The sequence below is a fragment of the Caulobacter sp. GW821-FHT09B08 genome, from assembly GCF_059418225.1.
On sequence record NZ_JBWKPL010000001.1, the window covers coordinates 269,626 to 294,020 of the forward strand.

The following is a 24,395-nucleotide window of genomic DNA, read 5'->3' on the forward strand; positions in this document are numbered from 1 at the left end:
GCTTTCCGGGGGGACGGTGCGTGGGCGTAAGAGACGATCAGAAACAGGCGACGCGCGAGAAGGTCCTCGAGGCCGCGCGCGATCTGTTCAACGAGACGGGTTATGACGAGACCACCATCCGGGCGATCGCCGAACGGGCGGGCGTCTCGGTGGGCAGCGTCTTCACCACCTTCGCCTCCAAGGCCGAGGTGCTCAGCCATGTGATGGATGCGCGACTGGAAGAACTCTACGCCGAGTTCGACCGCGTCGTGCCGTTCCTGCGCGGCTCCACGGCCGATCGGCTGTGCTCCATCTTCGCGATCCACTACGAGTTCGAGACCCGGCGGGTGAAGCTGTTCCTGGCCCATATCGCGGCCTCCTACAGCCCCAGCCAGGATCCGGGCGTGACGCCGTTCGGCCGCAACGAGCGGCTCACCACCATGCTGCACGACACCCTGCGCGGCGGCATGGAGCGCGGCGACGTGCGGTCCGACCTCGATGCGCAGCTAGCCATCGAGGTGCTCAAGGCCGCCTATGCCTGGAACTACCGCATGGCCGCCTGCCGCCAGGCCCCGGCCTCGGAACTGTCGGCCATGATGGACCAGCAGATCAACTTCATCGCCCAGGGGTGGCGGCCTTAGGGGCGAGGTCCCGCAGCCTTTTAAATACACCGTCATCCCGGGCCTTGTGCCCGGGCCCCCTGATTCAGCTTGCACGTGAAGTGCATTGGCGCGCCAACGCGCCACTCTTCCGCACCTGCGGCGGACAGAGGGGTCCCGGGCACAAGGCCCGGGATGACGGCGGTTATTGATGTGCGGGCAAAAGCCCCCTCATCGCGCCGCCGCCACCTCGGCGGCGTTCGGCGTCTTGGCCACCTGCACGGGGTTGCACGCCGCCAGCTGCTCTTCCGACAGCGTCACCCCGCGATAGCCGAAGCCGGTGATCGGCCCCAGTTCGCGGGCCAGGCGCTTGCAGCTGCGCAGCGGCGGCAGCGACTTCACCTTGGGCGAGCGGCAGACGTCGGCCTTGCAGCGCCAGACCGCGCCGTCGAACACGATGTGGTCCTGGGTGGTCGGCGTGCTGAGAGTCAGCCAACCGTTCTGGGGCTTGGTTTCGGCCATGACGGGGCCGCCCGTCGCGGCGAGGGCCGCGACGGCGATGAGAAGACGACGCATGGGAATGCTCCGGGGAGGGAGAGGTTGGGGAGGTTACGCCTTACGGGTCGGGATCAGGCCGCGGCCTTGAACAGGGTGAATTCCTCGCCCAGCGCCCGGGCCACCGAGGGGCGGGCCTGCAGGCGGTCGCGATAGGCGGCCAGGGCGGGATAGGGCGAAAGATCCAGCGCCACATGGCGGGCCCAGGTCAGGATCACGAACAGATAGGCGTCGGCGACGCTGAACCGGCCGGCCAGGAACTCGCGGTCCTTCAGATGGGCGTCCAGGACCGCCAGGCGCTCCACGACGACCTCGCGGGCCAAGGCCTTGGCGCCGTCCGGGGCCTTGGGATTCAACAGGGCGGTGAACGCCCCCTTGTGCAGCTCCGAGCCCACGAAGCTGAGCCAGCTTTGCACCTTGCGCCGCTCGGCCCCGTCGGCGGGGATCAGGCCGGCGGCCGGGAAGCGGTCGGCCACATATTGCAGGATCACCGGGTTCTCGACGATCAGCTCGCCGTCGTCGGTGCGCAGCACGGGTACCTGGCCCATGGGGTTGATGGCCAGGAATTCGGTCCCGTCCTCCACCCGCTTGGGCCGGGCCTTGGTGTCCACCTGGAGAAACCGGACGTCGGCGCCCGCCTCGTAGGCGGCGATCCGCGTCGCCATCGAACAGGCCATTGGTGAGAAATAGAGTTCCATCGCCGCCTCCGTTGCTTTTTCATACTGTTTCGCATAAAAATAACGGTGGTCAAGAAATAAACTGCGAAACGGTACAAAATAGCAGGGCCGGGCCAGGAGAGAGTGATGTCGCAAGAGCCTGTGAAGCGCCGAGGCCGCCCTCGCGCCTACGATCCCCAGGTCGCCCTGGCCAAGGCCACCGAGACCTTCTGGGACCAGGGCTATGCCGGCGCCTCGCTGGACGACCTGAGCGCCGCGACGGGCATGAACCGGCCCAGCCTGTACGGCGCGTTCGGCGACAAGCAGGCGCTCTTCAAGACCGCCCTGGACGGCTACATGGACGAGTCGCGGGCGGCGATGATCCAGGCGTTCCGGGCCGGCGGCACGGCGCGCGAAGCCCTGGCGCGGGTCTACCGGGCGGCCCTGGGCCGCTATCTGTCGGGCGACGTCGGCGGACGGGGGTGCTTCCTGCTCACCGCGGGTCTGGGCCAGGCGGTCGTGGATCCGGAGGTTCGCCAGACGGTCGCGGGCGGCCTGCACGAGCTGGACCAGGGCTTCATCCGCCTGCTGGAACGCGGCCAGAAGGCCGGCGACCTGTCGCCCGATCTCGACGCCAAGGTCCTGGGCAAGACGGCCAGCCTGCTGATGAACGCCCTGTCGGTCCGCGCCCGGGCCGGCGAGACGCGCGAGGAGCTGGAGGCGACCATCGCCGCTTCCGTCGACCTGATCTGCGGCCCCGAAAAGACGGCATAACAAGCATCGGAATGACGCCGTCCCGGGCGGCGCGCATGCTCCTTCTCACGAAAGGAGACATCCGATGACCGCTTCTCAACTCACCACCAACGACGCGCGCTGGGAGGCCATGCGCCGCCGCGACCGCGACCTGGACGGCGCCTTCTTCATCGCCGTGCGCACCACCGGCGTCTACTGCCTGGCCAGCTGCGCCGGGCGGCCGCTGCGCAAGAACGTCGCGTTCCACGACACCCGCGAAAGCGCCCGCGCCGCCGGCTTCCGCCCCTGCCTGCGCTGCAAGCCCGACCAGCCGCGCGAGACCCTGCGCTGGGCCACGATCCCGACCACCCTGGGCCTGGCCCTGGTCGCCCGCTCGGAAGCCGGCCTTCGGCTGGTGATCCTGGGCGACGACGAAGAGACCCTGGTTCGCGACCTGGAGCGTCGCTTCCGCTCGGCCCGGCTGACGCCCGACGCGGCCGGCCTGGCCGCCGACCTGAAGGCGGTGGCGGCGCATATCGACCGTCCCGGCACGGCGCTGGACCTGCCGCTCGACGCCCAGGGCACGGAGTTGCAGAAGGCCGTCTGGGCGGCGCTGCGGACCATCCCCGCTGGAACCACCGCCTCCTATGCCCAGGTGGCGCGGACCGTCGGCCGGCCCACCGCCGTCCGGGCCGTGGCCCAGGCCTGCGGGGCCAATCCCCTGGCGGTGATCACCCCCTGCCACCGGGTGGTGCGGGCCGACGGCGGGCTCTCCGGCTATCGCTGGGGCGTGGAGCGCAAGCAGGCCCTGCTCTCCTTCGAAAAGACTTTGGCTCGCGAGGCCGCATGAGTCTGGACTGGACGCGTATCGAAGCCGATCTCGACGCCCAGGGCTGGGCCCTGACCGGGCCGCTGCTCAGGCCCGAGACCTGCGCCAAGGTCGCCGGCCTCTACGACCAGGAGGCCGGCTTCCGCAGCCGGGTGGTCATGGCCCGCCACGGCTTCGGCCAGGGGGAATACAAGTACTTCAGCTATCCCCTGCCCGATCCGGTGCAGCGGCTGCGGCAAGGCCTCTACGGCCCCCTGGCCGCCGTGGCCAATCGGTGGGCGGAACGGCTGGACGAGGACCGGCGCTTCCCCGAGACCCTGGACGAGATGCTGGCCCGCTGCCACGCGGCGGGCCAGGTCCGGCCCACGCCCCTGCTGCTGACCTATGGCCCCGGCGACTACAACTGCCTGCACCAGGACCTCTACGGCGAGCACGTCTTCCCGCTGCAGGCCGCCTTCCTGCTGGACGAGCCGGGCCGCGACTTCGAGGGCGGCGAATTCGTGCTGGTCGAACAGCGCCCCCGCCAGCAGTCGCGGCCCCAGGTCGTGCCGCTGAGGCAGGGCGAGGGCGTGATCTTCGCCGTCCGCGAACGCCCGGCCGAGGGGACGCGCGGGGTCCATCGGCGGGTGCTGCGGCACGGGGTGAGCACCGTGCGCTCGGGCCGGCGACGGGTGCTGGGCGTGATCTTCCACGACGCGACGTGAGGGCGGTGGGACGCCCCCTCCGTCCGCTGCGCGGACACCTCCCCCGTTTCACGGGGGAGGAGAAGGTCGGCTCGGCTTCCTCCTCACCCGTGAAACGGGGGAGGTGGCATGGCGCGGATACGCGACATGACGGAGGGGGCGTCGCGCGCCCTACTTCGCCAACTCGATCTTGATCCCCTTCGGCGCGGCCGTGAACCGCAGCCCCCGCGTCGTGGAGTTGGCCTTGATGACCACGCCCTTGTCGTTCTTCATCGAGATCACCGCGCCGCCGCCGGCCACCGTCGCGCCCAGTTCGGCGGCCTGGTAGACGCCCACGATGTCGGAGGCCTGCTTGAGGCCGGTCACCGTGCCGCTGGCGCTGTAGCGGCTGGCGCCGATGTCGACCGCCGACAGGCCGCTGGTCTTGAGCTTGTAGTCCTGGCCGCGGAAGTGCAGCACGCCGTGGCCCCAGCCCACCCCGACGCCCACCGCGACGCCGCCGCCGGTGAAGTCGATGGTGGCGGTCGTGTCGGCCGCCTGGGTGCTGGCCAGGCTCGGGGCGGCCGGTGCGGCGAGGACGACGGCGGCCAAGACGGGCGCCGCCAGGACGCGAACGAAGGAATGCATGGAACAAGCCTCGTAGGGGTTGCGAGGCATGGACGTTGCCCCGCCCCGGGCCGGAACGCACTCGGGCGTTCCCCGCGTCTCCGCCCGGTGAAAACCCGGACTCCGCGCCGCCGCTGGCCTTCGCGCCCCCGCATTCCTACATGCGCTACCGTTGACGCACCCGTCCCAGCCCGGTACCGCCCGTTTCCATGACCGACCTGCCCTCCGGCCTCCAGGCCCTGTCCGACCGCTACGACGTTCTGCTGTGCGATGTCTGGGGGGTGATCCACAACGGGGTCGAGAGCTTCCCGGAGGCCTGCCAGGCCCTGGTGAACTGGCGCGAGCAGCGCGGGCCGGTGGTTCTGATCTCCAACGCCCCGCGCCCCTCGGCCGCCGTGGTCGAGCAGCTGGACAGCCTGGGCGTGCCGCGCGAGGCCTGGAGCGCCTTCGTCACCTCGGGCGACGCCACCCGCGCCCTGCTGGCCCAGCGCGCGCCGGGCAAGGTCTGGCGCATCGGCCCCGACCGCGACGCCCCGCTCTACAAAGGCTTCGACCTGGACCTGAGCGGCTCGCAGGACGACGCCGACTTCATCGGCGTCAGCGGCCTCTATGACGACGAGACCGAGGTCCCCGCCGACTATGCCGACCGCCTGGCGGTCGCCGCCGGCCGCGACATGACCCTGATCTGCGCCAATCCCGACCGCGTCGTGCAGCGCGGCAGCAAGCTGATCTATTGCGGCGGCGCCCTGGCCGACCTCTACGAGAGCCTGGGTGGCCAGGTGCTGATGGCCGGCAAGCCCTACGCCCCGATCTACGACCTGGCCCTGGCCGAGGCCGAGAAGCTGACGGGCCGGCCGGTCGACCGCGCGCGGGTGCTGTGCATCGGCGACGGGGTGATCACCGACGTCAAGGGCGCCCACGACCAGGACCTGGCCTGCCTGTTCATCGCCAAGGGCATCCACGGCGAGGCGGCGCTGGGCCCCGACGGCAAGCTGGACCACGCCAAGGTCAAGGGCCTGCTGGCCGCCGAACGCCTGGGCGCGACCCACGCCATGGCCGATCTGGTCTGGTAGGGCCGTCACCGTTCGCTAGATTGCCGGGCTTGAGTAAGGACGAGGGGCGCATGCCGGGACTGTTTCTCGAGGATCTGAGCGTGGGCCAGTCGGCCCAGCTGGTCCGCGTCGTGGGCGAGGCCGACATCGTCGCCTTCGCCGCCGTGACCGGCGACACCAATCCGGTACACCTGGACGCCGACTACGCCGCGACCACGTCGTTTGGCGAGCGCATCGCCCACGGCATGCTGTCGGCCGGCTACATCTCGGCGCTGCTGGGCACCGAGCTGCCCGGTCCGGGCGCGGTCTATCTGTCGCAAAGCCTGGATTTCAAGCGCCCGGTCCGCATCGGCGCCGAGGTGACGGTCAAGGCCACGGTCACCGACATCGATCCGGCCAAGGGCCGCGTCACCCTGGCCACCGTCTGCCAGGTGAAGGGCAAGACCGTCGTCGACGGCCAGGCCGTGGTGCTTGTGCCCAAGAAGGCCGCCTAGGGGGTTCGTCATGCGTCTGAAAACCGTCCAAGGCTGGAAAGACCTGCCCGACAGCGAGCGCGGCGCGGCCGTGGCCCTGGGCAATTTCGACGGCGTGCATCGCGGCCACCAGCAGGTGATCGCCCAGGCCGCGAAAGCCGCGCTCGCGGGCAAGGCCCCGCTGGGCGTGGTCACCTTCGATCCGCACCCGCGCCGCCTGTTCCGCCCCACCGAGCCGGCCTTCAAGCTGATGACCCACGGCCAGCAGGCCCGGGCGCTGGAGGGGTTGGGCGTGGACCTGCTGTACCTGCTGCCCTTCGACTTCGAGATGGCCAGCTTCGGCGACCGCGAGTTCGTCGAGAAGGTCTTGGTGGGCGGTCTGGGCGTGAAGCACGTGGCCGTCGGCTTCGACATCTCGTTCGGCCGGGGCCGCACCGGCAGCGCCGCGCTGATGAAGGCCTATGGCGAGGAGTACGGCTTCACCGTCTCGGTGGCCGAGCCGGTGGCCAGTCGCGACGGCGACAAGTTCTCCTCGACGGGCGTGCGCGACGCCCTGCGCGAGGGCCGTCCCGAGGCGGCCGCCCGGATCCTGGGCCGTCCGTTCGCCATCGAGGGCGTGGTCCGCCGCGGCCAGCAGCTGGGCCGCACGCTGGGCTTCCCCACGGCCAATGTCGAGGTCGAGGACTATGTGGTGCCGCGCCTGGGCGTCTACGCCACCCGCACCCGCCTGCCCGACGGCCGCGAAGTGCCGGGCGTGGCCAATCTGGGCAACAACCCCACCACCGGCATCGTCGAAACCCGGCTGGAGACCTGGCTGTTCGACTTCGACGAGGACCTCTACGGCCAGGTCCTGGAAACCGACCTGATCGCCTTCCTGCGCCCGGAACTGAAGTTCGACAGCCTGGAGCTGATGGTCGAACAGATCCTGCGCGACGAGCAGGCGGCGCGGGCGATCGTGTGTCCGGGATTCTGAAGCGGCGTTGAAAATCCTTCTCCCCTTGCGGGAGAAGGTGTCGGCGTAGCCGACGGATGAGGGGTCGCGCCGACCTGACCGCCGCTTGCAGCGGCCCCTTTCATCAACCCCTCACCCGACCTCGCTCCGCGAGGCCACCCTCTCCCGCAAGGGGAGAGGGATCAGTAGCCGCAGGCGGTCAGAATCTGGGACAGGACACCGTCCCGGTCGTCCTGGATTTCCTTGTTTGGAAAACGCATCACGCGAAAGCCTTGCGACCTCAGCCAGGCGTCTCGCTGTTGATCGTGCTGGCTATCCTCGTGGCTTGGACCATCCGCCTCGATGATCAGGCGATGCCTCGGGCACAGGAAGTCGACGACATATCGCCCGATCGGCGCCTGGCGACGGAACTTCAGGCCGCTCAGCCGACGGTCCCGCAACACATCCCACAACAGGCGCTCCGTGACGACCGGCGCACGCCGCATCGCACGCGCCAAGCCGAGCTTGCGTGACTGCACTCCCATGAATAGAACAATACATGAACATTCAACCGTCGCAATCCCTCTCCCCTTGCGGGAGAGGGTGGCCCGCGAAGCGGGTCGGGTGAGGGGTCGATAGACGGCGCCGCCGCGAACGGCGGTACGGCCAGACGAAGCGGATCGTTCTGAGAGACCCCTCATCCGTCGGCGTTCGACCGCTACCTGCTCCCGTCAGGGGAGAAGGACTATCCCTTCGCCCCATCCTGTTGTTAACCTTTGCCGGAAACGGGGCGGGGGCCGGATGTTCAAAGCACGCAAGTATCAGTCGTTCGCCCAGGCCCGGCGGCCCAAGGCGCCGCGGCGGCACGAGATCCTGGCCTATCCGGACGAGGCGACGTTCGTCTTCGACTTCTGCGAGCTGCCCCAGGCCGGCGGCGTCTCGCAATGCGACGACACGATCCTGGACGCCTATTCCAACGCCGTGGTCCGCGCCGTCGAGGTGGTGGGGCCCAGCGTCGTGCGCATCCATCCCATGACCGAGGACCCGCGCATCCAGGGCGTGGGCTCGGGCTTCGCGGTCGGTCCCAACGGACTGATCCTGACCAACAGCCACGTGGTCCAAGGCGCCAGCCGCTTCGTGGTGATCACCGCCGAGGGCCGCAGCCTGACGGGCCGCTGCGTGGGCGACGATCCCGACACCGACCTGGCTCTGGTCCAGCTGGATCAGCGCACCGACCTGCCGGTGGCGCGGCTGGGCAATTCCAAGGCCCTGCGGCGCGGCCAGCTGGTGATCGCCATCGGCGCGCCGCTGGGCTTCGAGGCCACGGTCACGACCGGCGTGGTCTCGGCGCTCGGCCGATCCCTGCGCGGCGAGCGCGGCCGGCTGATCGAGGACCTGATCCAGACCGACGCCGCCCTCAATCCCGGCAACAGCGGCGGGCCGCTGGTGGCCTCCAACGGCGAGGTGGTGGGCATCGCCACGGCGGTGATCGCCGGCTACCAGGGCCTGTGCTTCGCGGTGGCCTCCAACACCGCCAGCTTCGTGATCGCCGAACTGGTGGCCCACGGCCACGTGCGGCGCGGCTCCATCGGCCTGGTGGCCCAGCAGGCCCCGATCCCGCCGGGCCTGGCCCGCGCCACGGGCGTGACCCAGGGCTATGCGGTGTTCGTGGCCCAGGTGGACGCCGGCGGTCCCGCCGCCAAGGCCGGGGTGCGCGAGGGCGACCTCCTGATCAGCGCCGGCGGCGCGCCGCTGACCGGCCTGGACGACCTGCTGCGGGCGCTGGACCACCACAGCATCGACAAGCCCACCGCCTTCGTCCTGATCCGCGAGGGCAAGCTGATGACGGTGACGATCACTCCGCGAGCCCGGAAACGGGGCTAGACAAGGGAAAGCCCGGGCGCGTTAAGCAAACGCATTGGGCAGCCCCGCCCCTTGCCGTGTCAGGAACCGGAAACTTATCCCCCGGAAACCGCGAAAATACGGATAACGTTGGTTTTTCTCGCTGGACGCAACCGTCCGTCGATCCTACACCTTTGGCGTCAGTGTCGGAGAGCGCGTGGTGCGGATCGGGTTGCAGGCAAGACGTCTGAGGCGAAGAGCCAGGCGCGCGGCGCGCCTCCTCCTGCCGCCCCGACTGACCCTGACCTCGCCGGAAAGCAAGCTCCTGGCCACCGCCTGGACCCTGGCGGCCCTGACCACCCTGGGCGTCGCCCTGGCCCAGGGCCTGCGGATGTTCCTGCTCTCTTCCCTGGCCGTCCTGTTCGGCACCCTGGCGGCGCTGTGGATGTTGGGCGGCGTGGCGCGGCGGTAGGGCCGCTCCCCCTCCTCACCCGTGCAACGGGGGAGGTGGCATGGCGCGGATACGCGACATGACGGAGGGGGCGTTACGGCGGCTGGACACCCCCTCCGTCTCGCCGCTGCGCGTCGATCCACCTCCCCCGTTTCACGGGTGAGGAGAAGCTTTGGGCGTTTGCCCCTCCCCGCCACCTCTGCTAATCCCCGCCCCATGCCTTTGGTTCGGAAAACCTCGCGAATTAACCGCCCGGCGTGACGCCGCCGGACGACTGCTCCAGCGCGCGCCGGGTAACGACCCCGCACTCTCTTTTCCGAACACCTCCAAGCTGGATAGCCACGCCATGGCCGACGACGCCACGCCCGCCCGCGACTACCGCGAGACCGTCTTCCTCCCCGACACCCCGTTCCCGATGCGCGGGGGCCTGCCCAAGAAGGAGCCCGAGATCCTGGAGGGCTGGGCGGCGCTTTCCGACAAGGGCCTCTACGGCGCGGTGCGCGCCAAGCGCCAGGCCGACGGCGCGCCGCTGTTCGTGCTGCACGACGGCCCGCCCTACGCCAACGGCGCCATCCACATCGGCCACGCCCTGAACAAGACGCTGAAGGACTTCGTGGTCCGCAGCCGCTTTGCCCTGGGCTACGACGTCGACTACGTGCCCGGCTGGGACTGCCACGGCCTGCCCATCGAGTGGAAGATCGAGGAAGAGTTCCGCGCCAAGGGCCGCCGCAAGGACGAGGTGCCCGCCGCCGAGTTCCGCAAGCGCTGCCGTGAATACGCCGCCGGCTGGATCGAGGCCCAGAAGGTGGAGTTCCAGCGCCTGGGCGTGCTGGGCGACTGGTGGAACCGCTACGCCACCATGGACTACAGCAGCGAAGCCACCATCGTCGCCGAGTTCCACAAGTTCGCCCAGAGCGGCCAACTCTATCGCGGCTCCAAGCCCGTGATGTGGAGTCCCGTCGAGCGCACGGCCCTGGCGGATGCGGAGATCGAGTACCACGAGCACGTCTCGCCGACGGTGTGGGTGAAGTTCCCGGTCAAGGCCTATGACGAGGACCGCTACGCCGTGTCGGGCAACGCGGCCGGCGACAACGTCTTCCGCCTGCCGCCCAACGACGCCAGCGTGGTGATCTGGACCACCACGCCGTGGACCATCCCGGCAAACCGGGCGATCAGCTTCAACCCCAAGGTCGCCTACGGCCTCTACGAGGTCGAGGCCATGGAGGAGAACCTGGAGTTCGCCCCGTGGTCCAAGGTCGGCGACCGCCTGATCGTGGCCGACAAGCTGGCCGAAGACGTGCGCAAGGCGGCCAAGGTGGCGTCGTGGCGCCGCGCCGAGCCGGTCGATCCGACGGGCCTGATCTGCGCCCACTCCCTCGCCCAGTTTGACGAAGGCTACGGCTTCGACGTCCCCTTGCTGGCCGGCGACCACGTGACCGACGACGCCGGCACCGGCTTCGTCCACACCGCTCCGGGCCACGGCGCCGACGACTATCTGGTCTGGCTGAAGAGCGGCCTGAGCCTGGACGCCATCCCCGACACCGTCGATCCCGACGGCGCCTATTTCCCGCACGTGCCGCTGTTCGCGGGCCTGAAGGTCATCGAGACCGAGGGCAAGAAGGCTGGCAAGTTCGGGGCCGCCAACGGCGCGGTGATGGACAAGCTGATCGAGGCCGGAAACCTGCTGGCGCGCGGCCGCGTCGAGCACAGCTATCCGCACAGCTGGCGCTCCAAGGCCCCGGTGATCTTCCGCAACACCCCGCAGTGGTTCATCCGCATGGACCAGGCCGTGCCCTCGCTGGGCGGCAAGACCCTGCGCGAGACGGCCGTGAAAGCCATCGCCGACACCGCCTTCCACCCCGAGGCCGGCCGCAACCGCATCGGCTCGATGGTCGAGACGCGCCCGGACTGGCTGATCAGCCGCCAGCGCGCCTGGGGCACGCCGCTGGCCATGTTCGTCGACAAGGAGACGGGCGTTCCGCTGATGGACGAGGCCGTCAACCGCCGCATCCTGGACGCCATCCAGGATGGCGGCAGCGACGCCTGGTTCGAGCTGCCCGACAGTCACTTCCTGGGCGAGCATGACGCGGAGAAGTACGAGAAGGTCGTCGACATCCTGGACGTCTGGTTCGACAGCGGGGCGACCCACGCCTTCACGCTTGAAGGCCGCAACGACAGCCGCTCACCCGCCGACCTCTATCTGGAAGGCAGCGACCAGCATCGTGGCTGGTTCCAGTCCTCGCTCCTGGAGAGCTGCGGCACGCGCGGCCGCGCGCCGTACAAGGGCGTCCTGACCCACGGGTTCACCCAGGACGAGAACGGCGAGAAGATGTCCAAGTCCAAGGGCAACACCGTCGAGCCGCAGACCATCACCAAGGAATCGGGCGCCGAGATCCTGCGGCTGTGGGCGGCCATGGTCGACTATTCGGAGGACCAGCGGATCGGCAAGACGATCCTGGCCACCACGACCGACGCCTATCGCAAGCTGCGCAACACCACCCGCTACCTGCTGGGCGCCCTGGCCGGCTTCGAGGAGGCCGAACGCGTCACCGACTACGCCGACTTCCCGCCGCTGGAGAAGTACATCCTGCACCGGCTGTGGGAGCTCGACGCCCAGGTGAAGGCCGCCTACGAGGCCTATCGCTTCAGCGACGTGATCCGGCCGCTGATCGACTTCTGCCAGGGCGACCTCTCCAGCCTGTTCTTCGACATCCGCAAGGACAGCCTCTATTGCGACGCGCCCACGGCCCTGCGCCGCCGGGCCTATCGCACGGTGCTCGATTACGTGTTCGAGCGCCTGACGGTGTGGCTGTCGCCCCTGACCAGCTTCACCATGGAAGAGGCCTGGACGACGCGCTTCCCGGAAGCCGGCAGCAACGTCCTGCGCGTGATGCCGGAAACCCCGGACGCCTGGCGCAACGACGCCGAGGCCGCCCGCTGGGCCAAGGTCGAGACCGTGACCTCGGTGGTGACGGCGGCCCTGGAGGTGGAGCGTCGCGAGAAGCGGATCGGATCGGCCCTGGAGGCCGCGCCGGTGGTGCACATCGCCGACGCCGACCTGCTGGCCGCCTTCGACGGCGTCGACGCCGCCGAAGTGTTCCGAACCAGCCAGGCGACCCTGGTCGCCGGAACGGCGCAGGCCTTCGCCCTGGACGAGGTCAAGGGCGTGGCCGTCGAGGTCCCGCTCGCCGAAGGCAAGAAGTGCGCCCGCTCCTGGCGCATCCTGCCGGAGGTGGGAACCGACCCCCGCTATCCGGAGCTTAGCCTTCGCGACGCCGAAGCGGTGGCGTGGTGGGACAGCCAGCACGCTTAAGGTGTTTGCTTCCTTCTCCCCTTGCGGGAGAAGGTGTCGCCGCAGGCGACGGATGAGGGGGCGCGCGGCATGACCGGTGAGCCCCCTCATCCGACCTGCTTCGCAGGCCACCTTCTCCCGCAAGGGGAGAAGGAAGATCAGGGACTGAAATGAAGATCACCCGCCTCGGCTGGACCGCCTACGCCATCGCCATCGTCGGCGTCGTGCTGGACCAGATCAGCAAGGCCTCGATTCTCGCCACGCTCGGCACGACGCCCGGCGCCAGCCAGCACGTGGCCGGGCCGTTGTACCTGACCCTGGTCCATAATTACGGCATGAGCTTCGGCTTCTTCCGCGACTCGCAGCTCAGCCGCTGGCTGCTGACGATCTTTTCCGCCGGCGTCGTCGTCGCCCTGGGCGTCTGGGCGCGCAAGGCCACGCGGTGGCCGATGGCCGCGGGCCTGGGGCTGATCATGGCCGGCGCCTTCGGCAACAACCTGATCGACCGCATCCGCTACGGCTACGTCATCGACTTCATCGACGTATCGCGGATGCATTTCCCGTGGGTCTTCAACGTCGCCGATTCGTGGATCAACGTCGGGGTCGCCCTGCTGCTGATCGACAGCTTCCTGTCGGAAGAGAAAAAGATCGCCCATCCCGACGGGCACGGCCTCTGACGATACGAACGGCCCTAACGTGGCCACGATCTCAAGGAAGATTGGCGCCCGGCCCCGGATGTCGTATCGAGGGCGTCCGAAATTTGGCCTACCCGGGGGCGGGCCGCTGGAGCATGGGTTTCATGAGTTTCTATCGGGTCGCGACCCTCGGCGTCTTGGCCACCGTGGCCGCCTCGGGCCTCGCCGGTTGCCAGTCCACGTCCAAGGCTCTGGGCATGAGCAAGGTCGTTCCGGACGAATTCCGCGTCGTCACCAAGGCGCCGCTGGTGGTGCCGCCTGACTACGCCCTGCGTCCGCCGGCGCCTGGCGAGCCGCGTCCGCAGGAACTGCAGCCGGAAAGCGCCGCGCGTCAGGCCCTGATCGGCCAGAGCAACGCCGCCAGCCGCTCGGACGGCGAGAAGCTGCTGGTCGCCCGCGCCGGCGTCGACAAGGCCGACCCGCTGATCCGCTTCGTGGTCGACGACGAGAACGGCGACCTGGCCCACAAGGACGAGAGCTTCGCCAGCAAGGTGATGTTCTGGAAGAAGGGCGACAAGACCGCCGCCCCGACCGCCAGCGAGACCGGCGCCACCGAATCCGTCTCGGTCGACGCGGCCGCCGAAGAGGCCCGCCTGAAGGCCCTGACCGGCAACGGCGCGATCGTCATCACCCGCGAGAAGGAAAGCAAGATCAAGCTGCCGGGCCTGTAGGGCCGGTTTGATCCGCTGAATTTCGAAAGGCCCGGAAGGCGACTTCCGGGCCTTTTTCGTTTTACGCCGCAAACCCCCTCCGACCCTTTGGGCCACCTCCCCCAGAGGGGGAGGATCTGGGCCGAGCAATGCTCCCCCTTTGGGGGAGCTGTCGCGTAGCGACTGAGGGGGGTCTCCCCCGCCCCTACTCCGGCGCCGTCACCGTAAACCCCCGCGCCCGCATCTGGTCCAAGACCCCGCCCCGCGCCACCAGGCCGCGAATCCCGAAGATCGCCACCGCATGGCCCGGCGTCTTCATCGCCGCGCTCAGGGCCTCGACCTCGTCGCGGGTTCCCTTGCGCTCCAGGTCGGCCACGCCCGGCAGGGCCAGCAGGCAGCGCTGGAAGTTGCGCGGGCCGCTGATCGCCCCGCGCACGTCGCCCTCGGCCCAGGCCCGGGAGGCGGTCCGCGCCGCGCCGCCGCCGGCGTTGACCTCGTCCAACACGCCCTCCAGGCAGATCAGCCCCGCCTCGCGCGAATGGCCGCCCACCGCCGTCCTGGCCAGGGCCAGCACCTTGTAGGTCGAGACCGGCCGGGCCTTGACCTTGTGCTTGCGGGCCAGGCGCTGGACCGTGCGTTCCGGCTCCTCGCTCTCCAGCTTCAGCGACTTGCGATAGTCGCCGGCCATGGCGATCCCCGCGCCCAGCGGGCTCCAGCCGGCATAGGCGTCGGGCTTCTTGCCCAGGGTCGCGCGGGCGCGGACGAGCTTGGGGCCGAGGTCGCCGACGGCCGCGTCCAGCGGCGTGTCGGACTTCAGCTTGCCGCGCAGGGCCAGGGCGGCGGGGATGTCGCCGATGCCGGCCTTGCCCTCCGGCGGCAGGATCAGGGCGAAGGCCCCGTCCAGGCGCCGGTCCAGCACCCCGGTGTCCCAGGCCTGGTCGCGCGGCAGGGCCTGCAGCACGCCCAGCATGTAGATGGTGGTGTCGCCGTCCGAGATCTTCCACCAGGCCGGCCCGGGCAGCTTGGCGTCCACCACCAGGGCGTCGACCACATTGGCCTCGGGGTCGTCGAGGGGCGGGGTGGTGGTCTGGGCTTGGGAGGAGGTGGCCAGCGCGACGGACGCCAGGATCGCCACGGCTATCGGAAGTCTCAAACGCATCGGAACGCCCCCTCCGTCATGTCGCGTATCCGCGCCATGCCACCTCCCCCGTTTCACGAGGGAGGAAGAATCGCGCCGCCCCTTTCCTCACCCGTGAAACGGGGGAGGTGGCGCGATGCGCAGCATCGTGACGGAGGGGGCGTCCGGCGGCAATCACACCCCCGGCGTCTCCACCGTGAATCCCTTCGCCCGCAGCTGATCCAGCACCCCGCCCTCGGCCAGCAGCGAGCGCAGCTCGATCACCGCCACCGCCTTGCCGGGTTTGCCAAGCGCCGCCCCGATGGCCTTGACCGCGTCGGCCTGGCCCTGGCGCAGCTCCCGGGCGATCTCCGGGGTCGAGGCCAGACACCGCGAGAAGCCCCGGTCGGCCGAGACCACCTCGCGCACCTCGCCCCGCGCCCAGCGCTCGGCCGTCACCTTGATCCCGCCCTGGCCGCTCTCGGCCTGGCGCAGGCCTGCGTCCAGGCACAGCTCCTGCAGCGGCTGGGGCGCCGCGCCCAGGGTCTTGACCGCGTCGACCAGGCTGTAGCCCGGCAGGGACTGGATGCGCGGCTTCTTCTCGATGTCCTTGCCCTTGGCGATCTCGCGGATGCGGTCGGTGACCCCGCCCAGATGGATCGAGATGTCGCCGTCGTCTCCGGCATTGGCCACCAGGAAGCCGGCGAAGGCGGGTTTGACCTCATCCATGCTGTCGGGCTTTTCCTTCATCTTCACCAGCCGCGCCTCCAGCCGGGCCCGCAGGTCCGGCGGCAGGGTCTGGCGCATGGGCTTGTCGCTGATGAAGAAGCGCTTGCCGCCCATGGCCAGGCCGACCACCCGCACCACGCTGACCTCGGCCTCCTGGCCCATGATCAGCACATTGGCCCCGTCGATGCGCCGCTTGAACACCGACTCTTCGACCTCCAGCTTCGAGGGCATCATGGCCGGCACGCCCAGCACATAGACGGTGGTGTCGGCGTCGCTGACCTTCCACCAGGCCGGCCCGGGCAGGCGGGCGTTGACCACCAGCTCTTCCACGAGATCGGCCTGGGGATCGACACGCTTGAGGTCGATGGGACCGGAGGCGTCGACGGCCTGCTGGGCGAAGGCGGGCGCGGCGACCAGCACGCCCAGGGCGGCGCCGATGGCGGCAAAGCGGGTACGCGTCACTATCTGTGTTTCTCCAGCCAGGGCGGAATCGATCTAGGATGATCGGTCTTCCGCACTTGGAAGGGCCCAAGCTGGGCCGGTCAAATTACCATGCTGCAATGCGGGCCTTTCCCAGGGTCCGCGCCCCGAAAGCTCGCCGAATGCCCATCCGCCGCCTGCCGCCCGAGACCGTCAACCGCATCGCCGCCGGCGAGGTGGTGGAGCGGCCGGCCAGCGCCATCAAGGAGCTGGTCGACAACGCCATCGACGCCGGCGCCACGCGGATCGAGGTCGAGGCCCACGGCGGCGGCCTGACCCGCATCCTGGTGGCCGACGACGGCTGCGGCCTGTCGGCCGAGGAGCTGCCGGTGGCCATCGAGCGCCACGCCACCTCCAAGCTGGCCCCCGACGCCGAGGGGCTGTGGGACCTCTTGCGCATCCACACCATGGGCTTCCGGGGCGAGGCCCTGCCGTCCATCGGCTCGGTGGCGCGCCTCTCCATCTCCTCGCGCGCCAAGGGCCAGGCGGACGCCCATTCGATCCTGGTCGAGGGCGGCCAGGTGGGCGAGGTGGCGCCGGCCGCCTTCGCCGGCGACCACGGGGCGCGGATCGAGGTGCGCGACCTCTTCTACGCCACCCCCGCCCGGCTGAAGTTCATGAAGTCCGAGCGCGCCGAGGCCCTGGCGATCACCGAGGAGATCAAGCGCCAGGCCATGGCCAACGAGAGCGTCGGCTTCTCCCTGGACATCGACGGCCGCCGCATCATCCGCCTGCCGCCCGAGCATCCGGGGCCGCAAGGGCGCCTGGCGCGCCTGTCGGCCGTGCTGGGCCGCGACTTCCACGACAACGCCATCGAGATCGACCAGACCCGCGACGGCGTGCGCCTCACCGGTTTCGCCGGCCTGCCCACCTACAATCGGGGCAACGCCGCCCACCAGTACCTGTTCGTCAACGGCCGACCGGTGCGCGACCGGCTGCTGCAGGGCGCCCTGCGCGCGGCCTATGCCGACTTTCTGGCGAGGGACCGCCACCCGACCGCCGCGCTCTACATCAGCCTCGACACCGCCGAGGTCGACGTCAACGTCCACCCGGCCAAGGCCGAGGTGCGGTTCCGCGATCCCGCCCTGGTGCGCGGCCTGATCGTCGGGGCCCTGCGCCACGCCCTGGCGGCGGCGGGACACCGCGCGTCGACCACCACCGCCGCGTCGGCGCTGGAAAGCATCCGGTCGCAGAGCGCGTATCCGGGCTACCAGCCCTCACCGTCGCCCGCCGGCTTCTCGGCCTGGCAGTCGGGCGGCTGGACCCGGCCCGCGCCCCAGGCCCTGCCGGGCCTGTCGGACGTCTCGGCCCGCCACGAGGCCGCGCCGGAGGAGACCTACCAGACCCTGGGAGGAAGCTTGGGGGGCGGCGGCGTCGCCCAGGCGGTGCGCGAGGCGGCCTATGGCGGCTACGACGCCCCGCCCAGCATCGCCTATCCGGGCGCGGAGGCTCCCGCCGCCCCCTTCGACCCGATCGACCACCCGCTGGGCGCGGCCCGGGCCCAGGTGCACGAGACCTATATCGTCGCCCAGACCCGCGACGGCGTGGTCATCGTCGACCAGCACGCCGCCCACGAGCGCCTGGTCTACGAGCGCATGAAGGGCGAGATGGCCGCCGGCGGCGTCGCCCGCCAGGCCCTGCTGCTGCCCGAGGTGGTCGAGCTCGACCCCGCCGAGGCCGAACGCGTCGTGGCCCGCGCCGAGGAGCTGTCGGCCCTGGGCCTGGTGGTCGAAAGCTTCGGCCCCGGCGCCGTCCTCGTGCGCGAAACCCCCGCCCTCCTGGGCAAGACCGACGCCGCGGGCCTGGTCCGCGACATCGCCGACGACCTCGCCGAAAACGGCCAGGCCCTGGCCCTGAAGGAGCGCCTGGAAGAGGTCTGCTCCACCATGGCCTGCCACGGCAGCGTGCGGGCGGGCCGGCGTCTGAACGCGGTGGAGATGAACGCCCTGCTGCGCGAGATGGAGGCCACGCCGCACTCGGGCCAGTGCAACCACGGGCGGCCGACGTACGTGGAGCTGAAGTTGGCGGATATTGAGAGGTTGTTTGGGCGGCGGTAGGGGCTAACGAGAGTAATTTCTGAACTCATGGGTGAACTTAGAGCATTATGTGCTTAGCTCATATCGCCGCGCTTCCGCCCTAATCTAGGTACCGCGCATAGAGCAAAGCCTCGACATTGATCGGTAGTCACCGCCAAAAAATTCCAGCGGTAGTGCAGCAAACTGCACAGTCCTTCGATACATGGCCGCCAGTTCTGCCTGCGCACCGTTTCCTGAGCCGCTCCGCACGGCCGACTCCATGACCCTGGGCGGCCCGCAGGTGAACTTCAGACGGTCGCCTTCAACTTTAAGGGTCTCGATTGAGCGGGAAACCACAGCCAATAGGCTCCAACCACCAATGTCAAGATAATCGAAGGCCACGAACGTTTTCGCCTCAAGGGATTGGGGCAGCGGTGGATCGGTCGTGCAATCAAATTCCATGTTCTCACCGGTGACTAGGCCGGCGAAATCCACGAGCCGATCCCAGGCCTCATAAACATCAGCGAAAGAGAGCAAAAAGCCCGCAGGGGCAACCCCGGTCGTGACCAACCCCAAGCAGTCCAACCCATCAGGCAGATGCTTTAGCCAAACATCTTCGACCACGGGCGTAGTCGCACCGATGCCTAGGACCAATCTATCATCGTAATAAACTTGAAGTTCGAACTCACCCTTCGAAGCAATACGGCGCAGCTGAACCATGTGACGCAGCTCAATCAGAGTAAAGAGTCGCGCTTGATCGACCTTGAGGTTCACCTTACCCACGCCGGCCTCCACATAGATCAATTCCAGAAAGCCGGAGACAATGCGCAACTTCTTCAGCTCTGGCGGCAAATCCTGGAACGCGGGAGTGAACATCTCGGCCTCAAGCCACACCTCCTCAATGACGTTGCGAACCCTGACACGACACGGCTGAGGATGAGCACGCATGCTGATCAAGTCCGGCACGCCGCTAATGATCGGTCGCGGCGCATCAATGCCAAACCGCCGCTGCTTGACGGTGACCACTACACTAGGTGCGTCGGAAGTCAGGCCAATCTGGTGATCGACGATAGCCTCCAGATCCTCGTGCGGAAATTGGATCGAGCCATGAATGGCTCCCTCCTCCAGGCCGATTGTCCTTTGCAGATGCCCCTTGATCTCTGCGTAACGGTCGCCGATGCCGTCCAGCGTTCTCCTCATCCAGACGATCAAATCTTCCGTGTGATCGTCACCAGCCTCGAAACTGATCGACAGCATACGCTTGTGCAGATTCGGGTCCTCACCAGCCTCCCGCGCCCGCTTGAGCGTGGCTCCGATCTCCGCTTTCCAAAAGTGCTTGGCGAATATGCGTACGGGCCTACCACCCTGGGTGGCTAGAAAAAGCACCACAAAGCAGGGAGTCGGCTCGCGGGCGAATCTTAGCGCGTTAGAGAGCTTGAGGGATATCGTGGGCCTGCCCTTGGCCTTCGACTTAACCTGCACGCGCGCCGACCTCTCCGACGGTTGTAGGTCTGCTGGCAGGCCTTCGATAGCTGGCGTTGTGAATTCGACAATATAGTCCCAGCCGGTGCGATCTTGACCGGACTTATTGCGCGTTACCCCGGCAGCCGCACACAAGCTCGAGAACTTGTCTTCGGCCCATTCGCCCAGGTCGAGAATGGTGCTGTCGGTCAAATCGCCCCCGTCGGCTCTCTGCACCCGCCGGGTGCGGCCACGCCTTAAAGCCTTGGTGGATGGGAGCTCTGGGGACTGACCGAGTCAAGGACGGCGCGCCGCGCCGCCGCGTCGCGGCCGCCGGAGGCGGTCCTTGACTCGGTCAGTCCCCAGAGCACGCTGGCAGCCAAGGTTTCAAGGCGAGGCCTCGCCGCCGCGGGCGGACGTCGGAACGAGGGGACATGCACTCGCGGCGGAGCGCCGGCCGGGTCGGCGGGGCGCGGGATGCGAGTGCGTGTCCCCTTCTTCATCCGCTGAGTTTCGGGATGATCGTCCAGCGTTGGGGGCGACGGTGGGGACACGCACTCACACCACGGTTGGGGGCGATGCGGCCTGGGTCTTGCCTTGAGTGCATGTCCCCTGGCGACGCCGCGCCCGGTCTTGGGGACGCGCGCATGCGCATGTCCCCGGTCCTGATCCAGGGGCTGCGACAAAAAAATACTAACCTAGGTTATTGATAATGGAGATGGTCTCATTTATATGAGTCTCATCGCGATGCAGCCGGGGCCAACCGACGTGTCGCCGCAAGGAAACGCGTCTGAAACGGGTTGAAGCCGACCTCATTTCTGGAGCCCCCCATGATCCGCACCGCCATCCTGGCCGCCTCGGCCGCCCTGCTGTTCACCGCCGCCTCGGCCAACGCCGGCGAAGTCCGCGTCAAGACCTCGGGCAAAGCTCCGGCCGTGCTGCGCGCCGACATCGTCAAGGCCGCCGCCCAGGCCTGCGGCGCCGAGTTCAGCGGCACCGCCCTGCACGGCTACGTCTATTCCTCGTGCATCCGCGACACCGTGGAACGCGCCGCCGCCCAGCCGGGCGACGCCCGCGTCTATCCGGCCGTCCGCGCCCGCTAAGCTGTTGAAAGGGTGGGGGTACGGACTTGCCCCCACCTGACGGCTTCGCCGTCTGTCCGCCCCCATAGGGGGCGGATCACCCCACCTCGAACACTTCGAGCCGGACGCAGTCCGGCTCGCGCGCGCCGGTCGCCACCGCCAGGATCCCGTTCAGCCGGACAAGCCCCGGCGCGGCGGTCAGCATGCGGACGGCGGTGCGGAAGTAGTAGAGCGAGGGATCGACGATCTGCCCCCGCGCCAGGGCCGCCAGCACCTCCGGCGGACCCGAACGGACCCCGTCCGACCGGATCTCGACCGGGCCATGGCCGTCGAGGTCGAGGATGTAGTGGGCCGAGATCTCCAGCCGCCCGTCGGGCTGGATCGTCTGCCAGTCGCCCCCGCCCGGCAGCACGCGGCCCGTATAGGCCCCCTCCACCGCCCCGCCGACGATCGGGATGAAGCGTCGTCCGGGCGCGCCCGCATCCACCGTCACCGGCGGCCCAACCAGCACCTTCAGGCTCATCAGAGGCGTCATCGGCGGGCTCATGCACTGGCCTCCAAGGGCTCGCGCCGCAGCCCCGTCAGTCGCTTGTAGCCGTCGGCGATGGCCTGGAGCTCGCCCGGGGCGAAGACCTCCGACACGTCGGCGAAACCCTCGGGCGCGCGCTCGTGGGCCATCTGCATGCACTGTTCGGGGCCGTCGGCGCGGTTGGCGCGGACGATGGCCGAGGTGGCGGGCAGGCGCTCGGCCTCGTAGGCCAGCAGGGCCTTGGCCGGATCCGCCTCCGCCGCCAGGGCCCGCGCCAGGGCCTCGACGTCCAGGATCGCCTGGCTCGCCCCGTTGGAGCCGATCGGATACATCGGGTGGGCCGCGTCGCCCAGCAGGGTCATCCGCCCTTCCGTCCAGGAGGGCAGCGGGTCGCGGTCGACCATCGGGAACTCGTAGATCGCCTCGGCCGTGCGGATCAGGCCCGGCACGTCCAGCCAGTCGAAGGTCCAGCCGGCGAAGCGGGGCAGGAAGTCGGCCGGGTCGCCGGCGCGGTTCCAGTCCTCGCGCTCCAGCCCCCGGGCGACCGACAGCTCGGCGATCCAGTTGATCCGCTGGCGGCCGTCCGCCCCGACCGGACCGATGGGATAGCAGACGAACTTCTGGTCGCGGCGGCCGGCCATGATCATGCTGGCGCCGGTCAGGAACGGCGGCGCCCAGCTTGTGGCCCGCCACAGGATGCGCCCCGAATAGACCGGCGGCCCCTCGTTGGGATAGCGCTGGGCGCGAGCCCGGGAATGGATGCCGTCGGCGGCGATCAGCAGGTCGGTCTCGACGCGCGAGACGGCGCCGCTCTCGACGTCCTCCAGCAGGGCCACGGCGCGCGTGTCGTCGGCCTCGAAGCCGGTCAGCCGCCGGCCGGTGACCACCCGTTCCGCGCCCAGGCGCTCGACCACCGCGTCCAGCAGCGTGCCTTGCAGCACCCCGCGCGGAATCGAGACCTGGGGCGCGTCGTGCCCGGCCAGCCGGCCGCGCGGCTCGCTCCAGATGCGTTGGCCGTGGGCGTTGTAATAGGCCAGCTCCCGGGTCTCGACGCCCTGGGCCAGAAGGGCGTCCAGCACGCCCAGCCCGTCCAGGATCCGCGCGGCGTGCGGCAGGAGGTTGATGCCCACGCCCAGCGGCCGGATCTCGCGCACGGCCTCGTAGACGGTGACGTCGTGGCCGGCCGCGTGCAGGGCCAGGGCCGCCGTCAGGCCGCCGATCCCCGCCCCGGCGATGAGGATGCGCATGGTCCCTCCCTCCGGCGTCGCGGCCGGCTTGTTATGGACCATACATTGTCACAGGCGACGGCGACTCGGCGCATCGTCACGGCGATGTCGGCGAGGCGGAGGGCCTCAGTCGAACACGCCCAGCGGCGTCTCCCCGCGCTTCTTGGGGTCGGGGCCGAAGCTATTGCGGCCCGCCGTGCCGTCCAGCACCATGAAGATCAGAAGCACGAACGAGCCCAGATAGGGGATCACGCCGATCAGCAGCCACCAGCCGCTGCGGTTGGTGTCGTGCAGGCGGCGGATGCGCAGGGCCATCCAGGGCATGAAGCACACCACCAGGATCGCCAGGGCCAGATAGACGCCGCCGTGCTGCAGGGGCAGCACGTGGATCAGCTGGCCCAGCATCGCCAGGCCCAGGCTGGCGGCCAGGGCGCCCAGCACCAGCAGCAGGAACAGCCAATACTCCTTGCGGCGCGCGCGCCCTTCGCAGTCCAGATATTTGCGGAACGGTTGAAACATCAGGTCCATGGCTTCCCCCCAAAGGTCGGCCCGTCATTCCGCATGCAAGCTTGACCGTCAACCGCCCTAACGCGCGCCCGTCAGATGTCGCGCGGCGGCGAGCCAGGGGTCGTCGTCGTCGAGATAGGCGGCGGCCTGGCGGACCCAGCCGGCCGCCCGGGGGCGGTCGCCCTGGCTGAGGGCCTGCATGGCGGCGGCCTGCAGCAGGAAGGGCGCGGCGTCGCGGCGGGCGATCTCGGCCTCGACATAGGCCCGGGCGCCAGGATCGCCCAGTCGTGCCAGGGCCAGCGCCGCCAGGCCCGCCGCATCCGCCCCGACGGCCGGACCGGCGGTGGGCGAGGCCGCCGCGCGGCGGAACAGGCGCGCGGCCTGCTCGAAGTCGCCGCGTCCGTAGGCGACCATGGCGCCAGCGAAGTCGGTGATGTCGTTGCCGCCGGCCCCGATGTCGGGCGTGCGCAGCCAGCCGGGCGCGCCGCCGCTGGGCCGGATGAACGACCACTCGCCCTCCTGGCGCATGGCCACCATGCCGGGACCCACGGGCCGGGGATCGGCGCAGGTCGCGGTCTTGGCCGTGCACAGGAAGAGCGCGCCGGGGCTGGTATAGGCCTGGACCACCGCGCGGGTCAGCAGCACGGGGGCGAAGGCGTAGAGGTCGCGCGGCGGGGCCAGGGCGATGGCGCCGCCGGTCTCCTTGCCCGGGACGTCCAGCGTCCAGGTCGCCAGGGGCATGCGGTCGCGCGGGGCGGTCAGATAGACGTCGACGGCCACCCCGTCGCCATAGGTCTGAGCCGCGCCCCAGAGCAGGAGGTCGTAGCCGTAGGACTCCAGCAGGGCCGCCCCGCCCTCGGCGTCGGCCACCTCTGTGTCGCCCTCGAACCAGTAGATCGTGCCCGAGCCGAAATCGAGCTTGCGCGGATTGGGAAACGGGGCGCGGCGCAGGGTCTTCCAGACCTGGAGATTGAGCACGGCCGAGACGTTGCGCCCCAGGCCGTCGCGCGAGGCCAGGTTGTCGACGCCGATCTGGACGCGGGTCTGGGCGTGGGCGGGGGGAGGGGTCAGCACCGCTAGCGCTGTCAAGACAAGCGCCAAGGCCCACCCCCGCTTCCCGACATCCCGGCGAAGGCCGGGACCCAAGCTGACCGTCCGAACGGGCGCTTGCAAACGGGACGGCCACGCCGGTCCTGCCGACTCGGCTTGGGTCCCGGCCTTCGC

At 69.5% G+C, this 24,395-nt stretch carries 25 protein-coding genes and 1 pseudogene; 15 read left to right on the forward strand and 11 right to left on the reverse strand.

Annotation, left to right across the window (positions count from 1 at the left end):
* Positions 1–20: 20 nt before the first annotated feature.
* The gene (locus tag AC07OA_RS01310) at positions 21–620 is read left to right on the forward strand and encodes a TetR/AcrR family transcriptional regulator (protein ID WP_494661954.1); all 600 of its coding nucleotides are present in this window, start codon (positions 21–23) and stop codon (positions 618–620) included.
* 189 nt (positions 621–809) lie between these two features.
* Here the strand turns inward: AC07OA_RS01310 and AC07OA_RS01315 are convergent, their stop codons facing one another.
* Complete coding sequence (locus tag AC07OA_RS01315; protein ID WP_494661955.1) at positions 810–1,154, reverse strand: DUF8200 family protein; 345 nt, start codon at positions 1,152–1,154, stop codon at positions 810–812.
* A 53-nt stretch (positions 1,155–1,207) separates the two neighbouring features.
* Complete coding sequence (locus tag AC07OA_RS01320) at positions 1,208–1,831, reverse strand: glutathione S-transferase C-terminal domain-containing protein (protein ID WP_494661956.1); 624 nt, start codon at positions 1,829–1,831, stop codon at positions 1,208–1,210.
* Positions 1,832–1,936: 105 nt separating this feature from the next.
* On the opposite strand from AC07OA_RS01320, the gene AC07OA_RS01325 reads away from it, so the two are divergent.
* The 3 genes from AC07OA_RS01325 (at position 1,937) to AC07OA_RS01335 (ending at position 4,054) form a co-directional block, all read left to right on the forward strand.
* The gene (locus tag AC07OA_RS01325) at positions 1,937–2,563 is read left to right on the forward strand and encodes a TetR/AcrR family transcriptional regulator (protein WP_494661957.1); all 627 of its coding nucleotides are present in this window, start codon (positions 1,937–1,939) and stop codon (positions 2,561–2,563) included.
* 64 nt (positions 2,564–2,627) lie between these two features.
* Positions 2,628–3,371 carry a methylated-DNA--[protein]-cysteine S-methyltransferase gene (locus AC07OA_RS01330; RefSeq protein WP_494661958.1) on the forward strand — a complete coding sequence of 248 codons (744 nt, stop codon included), beginning with the start codon at positions 2,628–2,630 and terminating at the stop codon, positions 3,369–3,371.
* A complete protein-coding gene (locus AC07OA_RS01335) occupies positions 3,368–4,054 on the forward strand; it encodes a 2OG-Fe(II) oxygenase (protein WP_494661959.1) in 687 nt (228 codons plus the stop codon). The genes AC07OA_RS01330 and AC07OA_RS01335 overlap by 4 nt, the downstream gene beginning before the upstream one ends.
* Before the next feature lie 150 nt (positions 4,055–4,204).
* Here the strand turns inward: AC07OA_RS01335 and AC07OA_RS01340 are convergent, their stop codons facing one another.
* Positions 4,205–4,660 carry a hypothetical protein gene (locus tag AC07OA_RS01340; protein ID WP_494661960.1) on the reverse strand — a complete coding sequence of 152 codons (456 nt, stop codon included), beginning with the start codon at positions 4,658–4,660 and terminating at the stop codon, positions 4,205–4,207.
* 188 nt (positions 4,661–4,848) lie between these two features.
* Between AC07OA_RS01340 and AC07OA_RS01345 the strand changes: the two genes are divergently transcribed.
* Genes AC07OA_RS01345 through AC07OA_RS01355 form a run of 3 tightly spaced genes read left to right on the forward strand, consistent with a single transcriptional unit; the run spans position 4,849 to position 7,137 of the window.
* The gene (locus tag AC07OA_RS01345) at positions 4,849–5,712 is read left to right on the forward strand and encodes a TIGR01459 family HAD-type hydrolase (protein ID WP_494661961.1); all 864 of its coding nucleotides are present in this window, start codon (positions 4,849–4,851) and stop codon (positions 5,710–5,712) included.
* A 50-nt stretch (positions 5,713–5,762) separates the two neighbouring features.
* Entirely contained in the window at positions 5,763–6,185 is a 423-nt protein-coding gene (locus AC07OA_RS01350) for a MaoC family dehydratase (RefSeq protein ID WP_494661962.1), read from the forward strand.
* Between the two features lie 10 nt (positions 6,186–6,195).
* Positions 6,196–7,137, forward strand: coding sequence for a bifunctional riboflavin kinase/FAD synthetase (locus AC07OA_RS01355; protein WP_494661963.1), 942 nt, complete (start codon positions 6,196–6,198; stop codon positions 7,135–7,137).
* A 161-nt stretch (positions 7,138–7,298) separates the two neighbouring features.
* On the opposite strand, the gene AC07OA_RS01360 is transcribed toward AC07OA_RS01355, so the two are convergent.
* Positions 7,299–7,613, reverse strand: a complete 315-nt coding sequence (locus AC07OA_RS01360) for an endonuclease domain-containing protein (protein WP_494661964.1) — start codon at positions 7,611–7,613, stop codon at positions 7,299–7,301.
* A 283-nt stretch (positions 7,614–7,896) separates the two neighbouring features.
* On the opposite strand from AC07OA_RS01360, the gene AC07OA_RS01365 reads away from it, so the two are divergent.
* The 6 genes and pseudogenes from AC07OA_RS01365 to AC07OA_RS01390 all read left to right on the forward strand — a co-directional run bounded on the left by AC07OA_RS01365 (position 7,897) and on the right by AC07OA_RS01390 (position 14,046).
* On the forward strand, positions 7,897–8,979 hold the full coding sequence (locus AC07OA_RS01365) for a S1C family serine protease (protein ID WP_494661965.1): 1,083 nt from the start codon (positions 7,897–7,899) through the stop codon (positions 8,977–8,979).
* 178 nt (positions 8,980–9,157) lie between these two features.
* On the forward strand, positions 9,158–9,409 hold the full coding sequence (locus AC07OA_RS01370) for a hypothetical protein (protein WP_494661966.1): 252 nt from the start codon (positions 9,158–9,160) through the stop codon (positions 9,407–9,409).
* A gap of 325 nt (positions 9,410–9,734) precedes the next feature.
* Complete coding sequence (gene ileS / locus AC07OA_RS01375) at positions 9,735–12,701, forward strand: isoleucine--tRNA ligase (protein ID WP_494661967.1); 2,967 nt, start codon at positions 9,735–9,737, stop codon at positions 12,699–12,701.
* Between the two features lie 21 nt (positions 12,702–12,722).
* Positions 12,723–12,835 (forward strand): annotated as a pseudogene (locus AC07OA_RS01380) (hypothetical protein); the annotation flags it as partial.
* 15 nt (positions 12,836–12,850) lie between these two features.
* On the forward strand, positions 12,851–13,357 hold the full coding sequence (gene lspA / locus AC07OA_RS01385; RefSeq protein ID WP_494662900.1) for a signal peptidase II: 507 nt from the start codon (positions 12,851–12,853) through the stop codon (positions 13,355–13,357).
* Between the two features lie 122 nt (positions 13,358–13,479).
* Positions 13,480–14,046 carry a DUF3035 domain-containing protein gene (locus AC07OA_RS01390; protein ID WP_494661968.1) on the forward strand — a complete coding sequence of 189 codons (567 nt, stop codon included), beginning with the start codon at positions 13,480–13,482 and terminating at the stop codon, positions 14,044–14,046.
* A gap of 184 nt (positions 14,047–14,230) precedes the next feature.
* On the opposite strand, the gene AC07OA_RS01395 is transcribed toward AC07OA_RS01390, so the two are convergent.
* A complete protein-coding gene (locus AC07OA_RS01395) occupies positions 14,231–15,184 on the reverse strand; it encodes a TraB/GumN family protein (RefSeq protein WP_494661969.1) in 954 nt (317 codons plus the stop codon).
* A 153-nt stretch (positions 15,185–15,337) separates the two neighbouring features.
* A complete protein-coding gene (locus AC07OA_RS01400; protein ID WP_494661970.1) occupies positions 15,338–16,333 on the reverse strand; it encodes a TraB/GumN family protein in 996 nt (331 codons plus the stop codon).
* Between the two features lie 140 nt (positions 16,334–16,473).
* On the opposite strand from AC07OA_RS01400, the gene mutL reads away from it, so the two are divergent.
* Positions 16,474–18,408, forward strand: a complete 1,935-nt coding sequence (mutL, locus tag AC07OA_RS01405; protein ID WP_494661971.1) for a DNA mismatch repair endonuclease MutL — start codon at positions 16,474–16,476, stop codon at positions 18,406–18,408.
* 84 nt (positions 18,409–18,492) lie between these two features.
* On the opposite strand, the gene AC07OA_RS01410 is transcribed toward mutL, so the two are convergent.
* A complete protein-coding gene (locus tag AC07OA_RS01410) occupies positions 18,493–20,040 on the reverse strand; it encodes a hypothetical protein (protein WP_494661972.1) in 1,548 nt (515 codons plus the stop codon).
* A 617-nt stretch (positions 20,041–20,657) separates the two neighbouring features.
* Here AC07OA_RS01410 and AC07OA_RS01415 point away from each other — a divergent pair.
* The gene (locus tag AC07OA_RS01415; protein ID WP_494661973.1) at positions 20,658–20,930 is read left to right on the forward strand and encodes a hypothetical protein; all 273 of its coding nucleotides are present in this window, start codon (positions 20,658–20,660) and stop codon (positions 20,928–20,930) included.
* A 76-nt stretch (positions 20,931–21,006) separates the two neighbouring features.
* Here AC07OA_RS01415 and AC07OA_RS01420 read toward each other — a convergent pair whose 3' ends face one another.
* From AC07OA_RS01420 to AC07OA_RS01435, 4 genes are all read right to left on the reverse strand, one after another.
* On the reverse strand, positions 21,007–21,456 hold the full coding sequence (locus AC07OA_RS01420) for a DUF3237 family protein (protein ID WP_494661974.1): 450 nt from the start codon (positions 21,454–21,456) through the stop codon (positions 21,007–21,009).
* Complete coding sequence (locus AC07OA_RS01425; RefSeq protein WP_494661975.1) at positions 21,453–22,685, reverse strand: flavin-dependent oxidoreductase; 1,233 nt, start codon at positions 22,683–22,685, stop codon at positions 21,453–21,455. The genes AC07OA_RS01420 and AC07OA_RS01425 overlap by 4 nt, the downstream gene beginning before the upstream one ends.
* A gap of 105 nt (positions 22,686–22,790) precedes the next feature.
* Positions 22,791–23,192, reverse strand: coding sequence for a DUF805 domain-containing protein (locus AC07OA_RS01430; protein WP_494661976.1), 402 nt, complete (start codon positions 23,190–23,192; stop codon positions 22,791–22,793).
* Between the two features lie 57 nt (positions 23,193–23,249).
* Positions 23,250–24,245 carry a hypothetical protein gene (locus tag AC07OA_RS01435; RefSeq protein WP_494661977.1) on the reverse strand — a complete coding sequence of 332 codons (996 nt, stop codon included), beginning with the start codon at positions 24,243–24,245 and terminating at the stop codon, positions 23,250–23,252.
* Between the last annotated feature and the right edge of the window lie 150 nt (positions 24,246–24,395).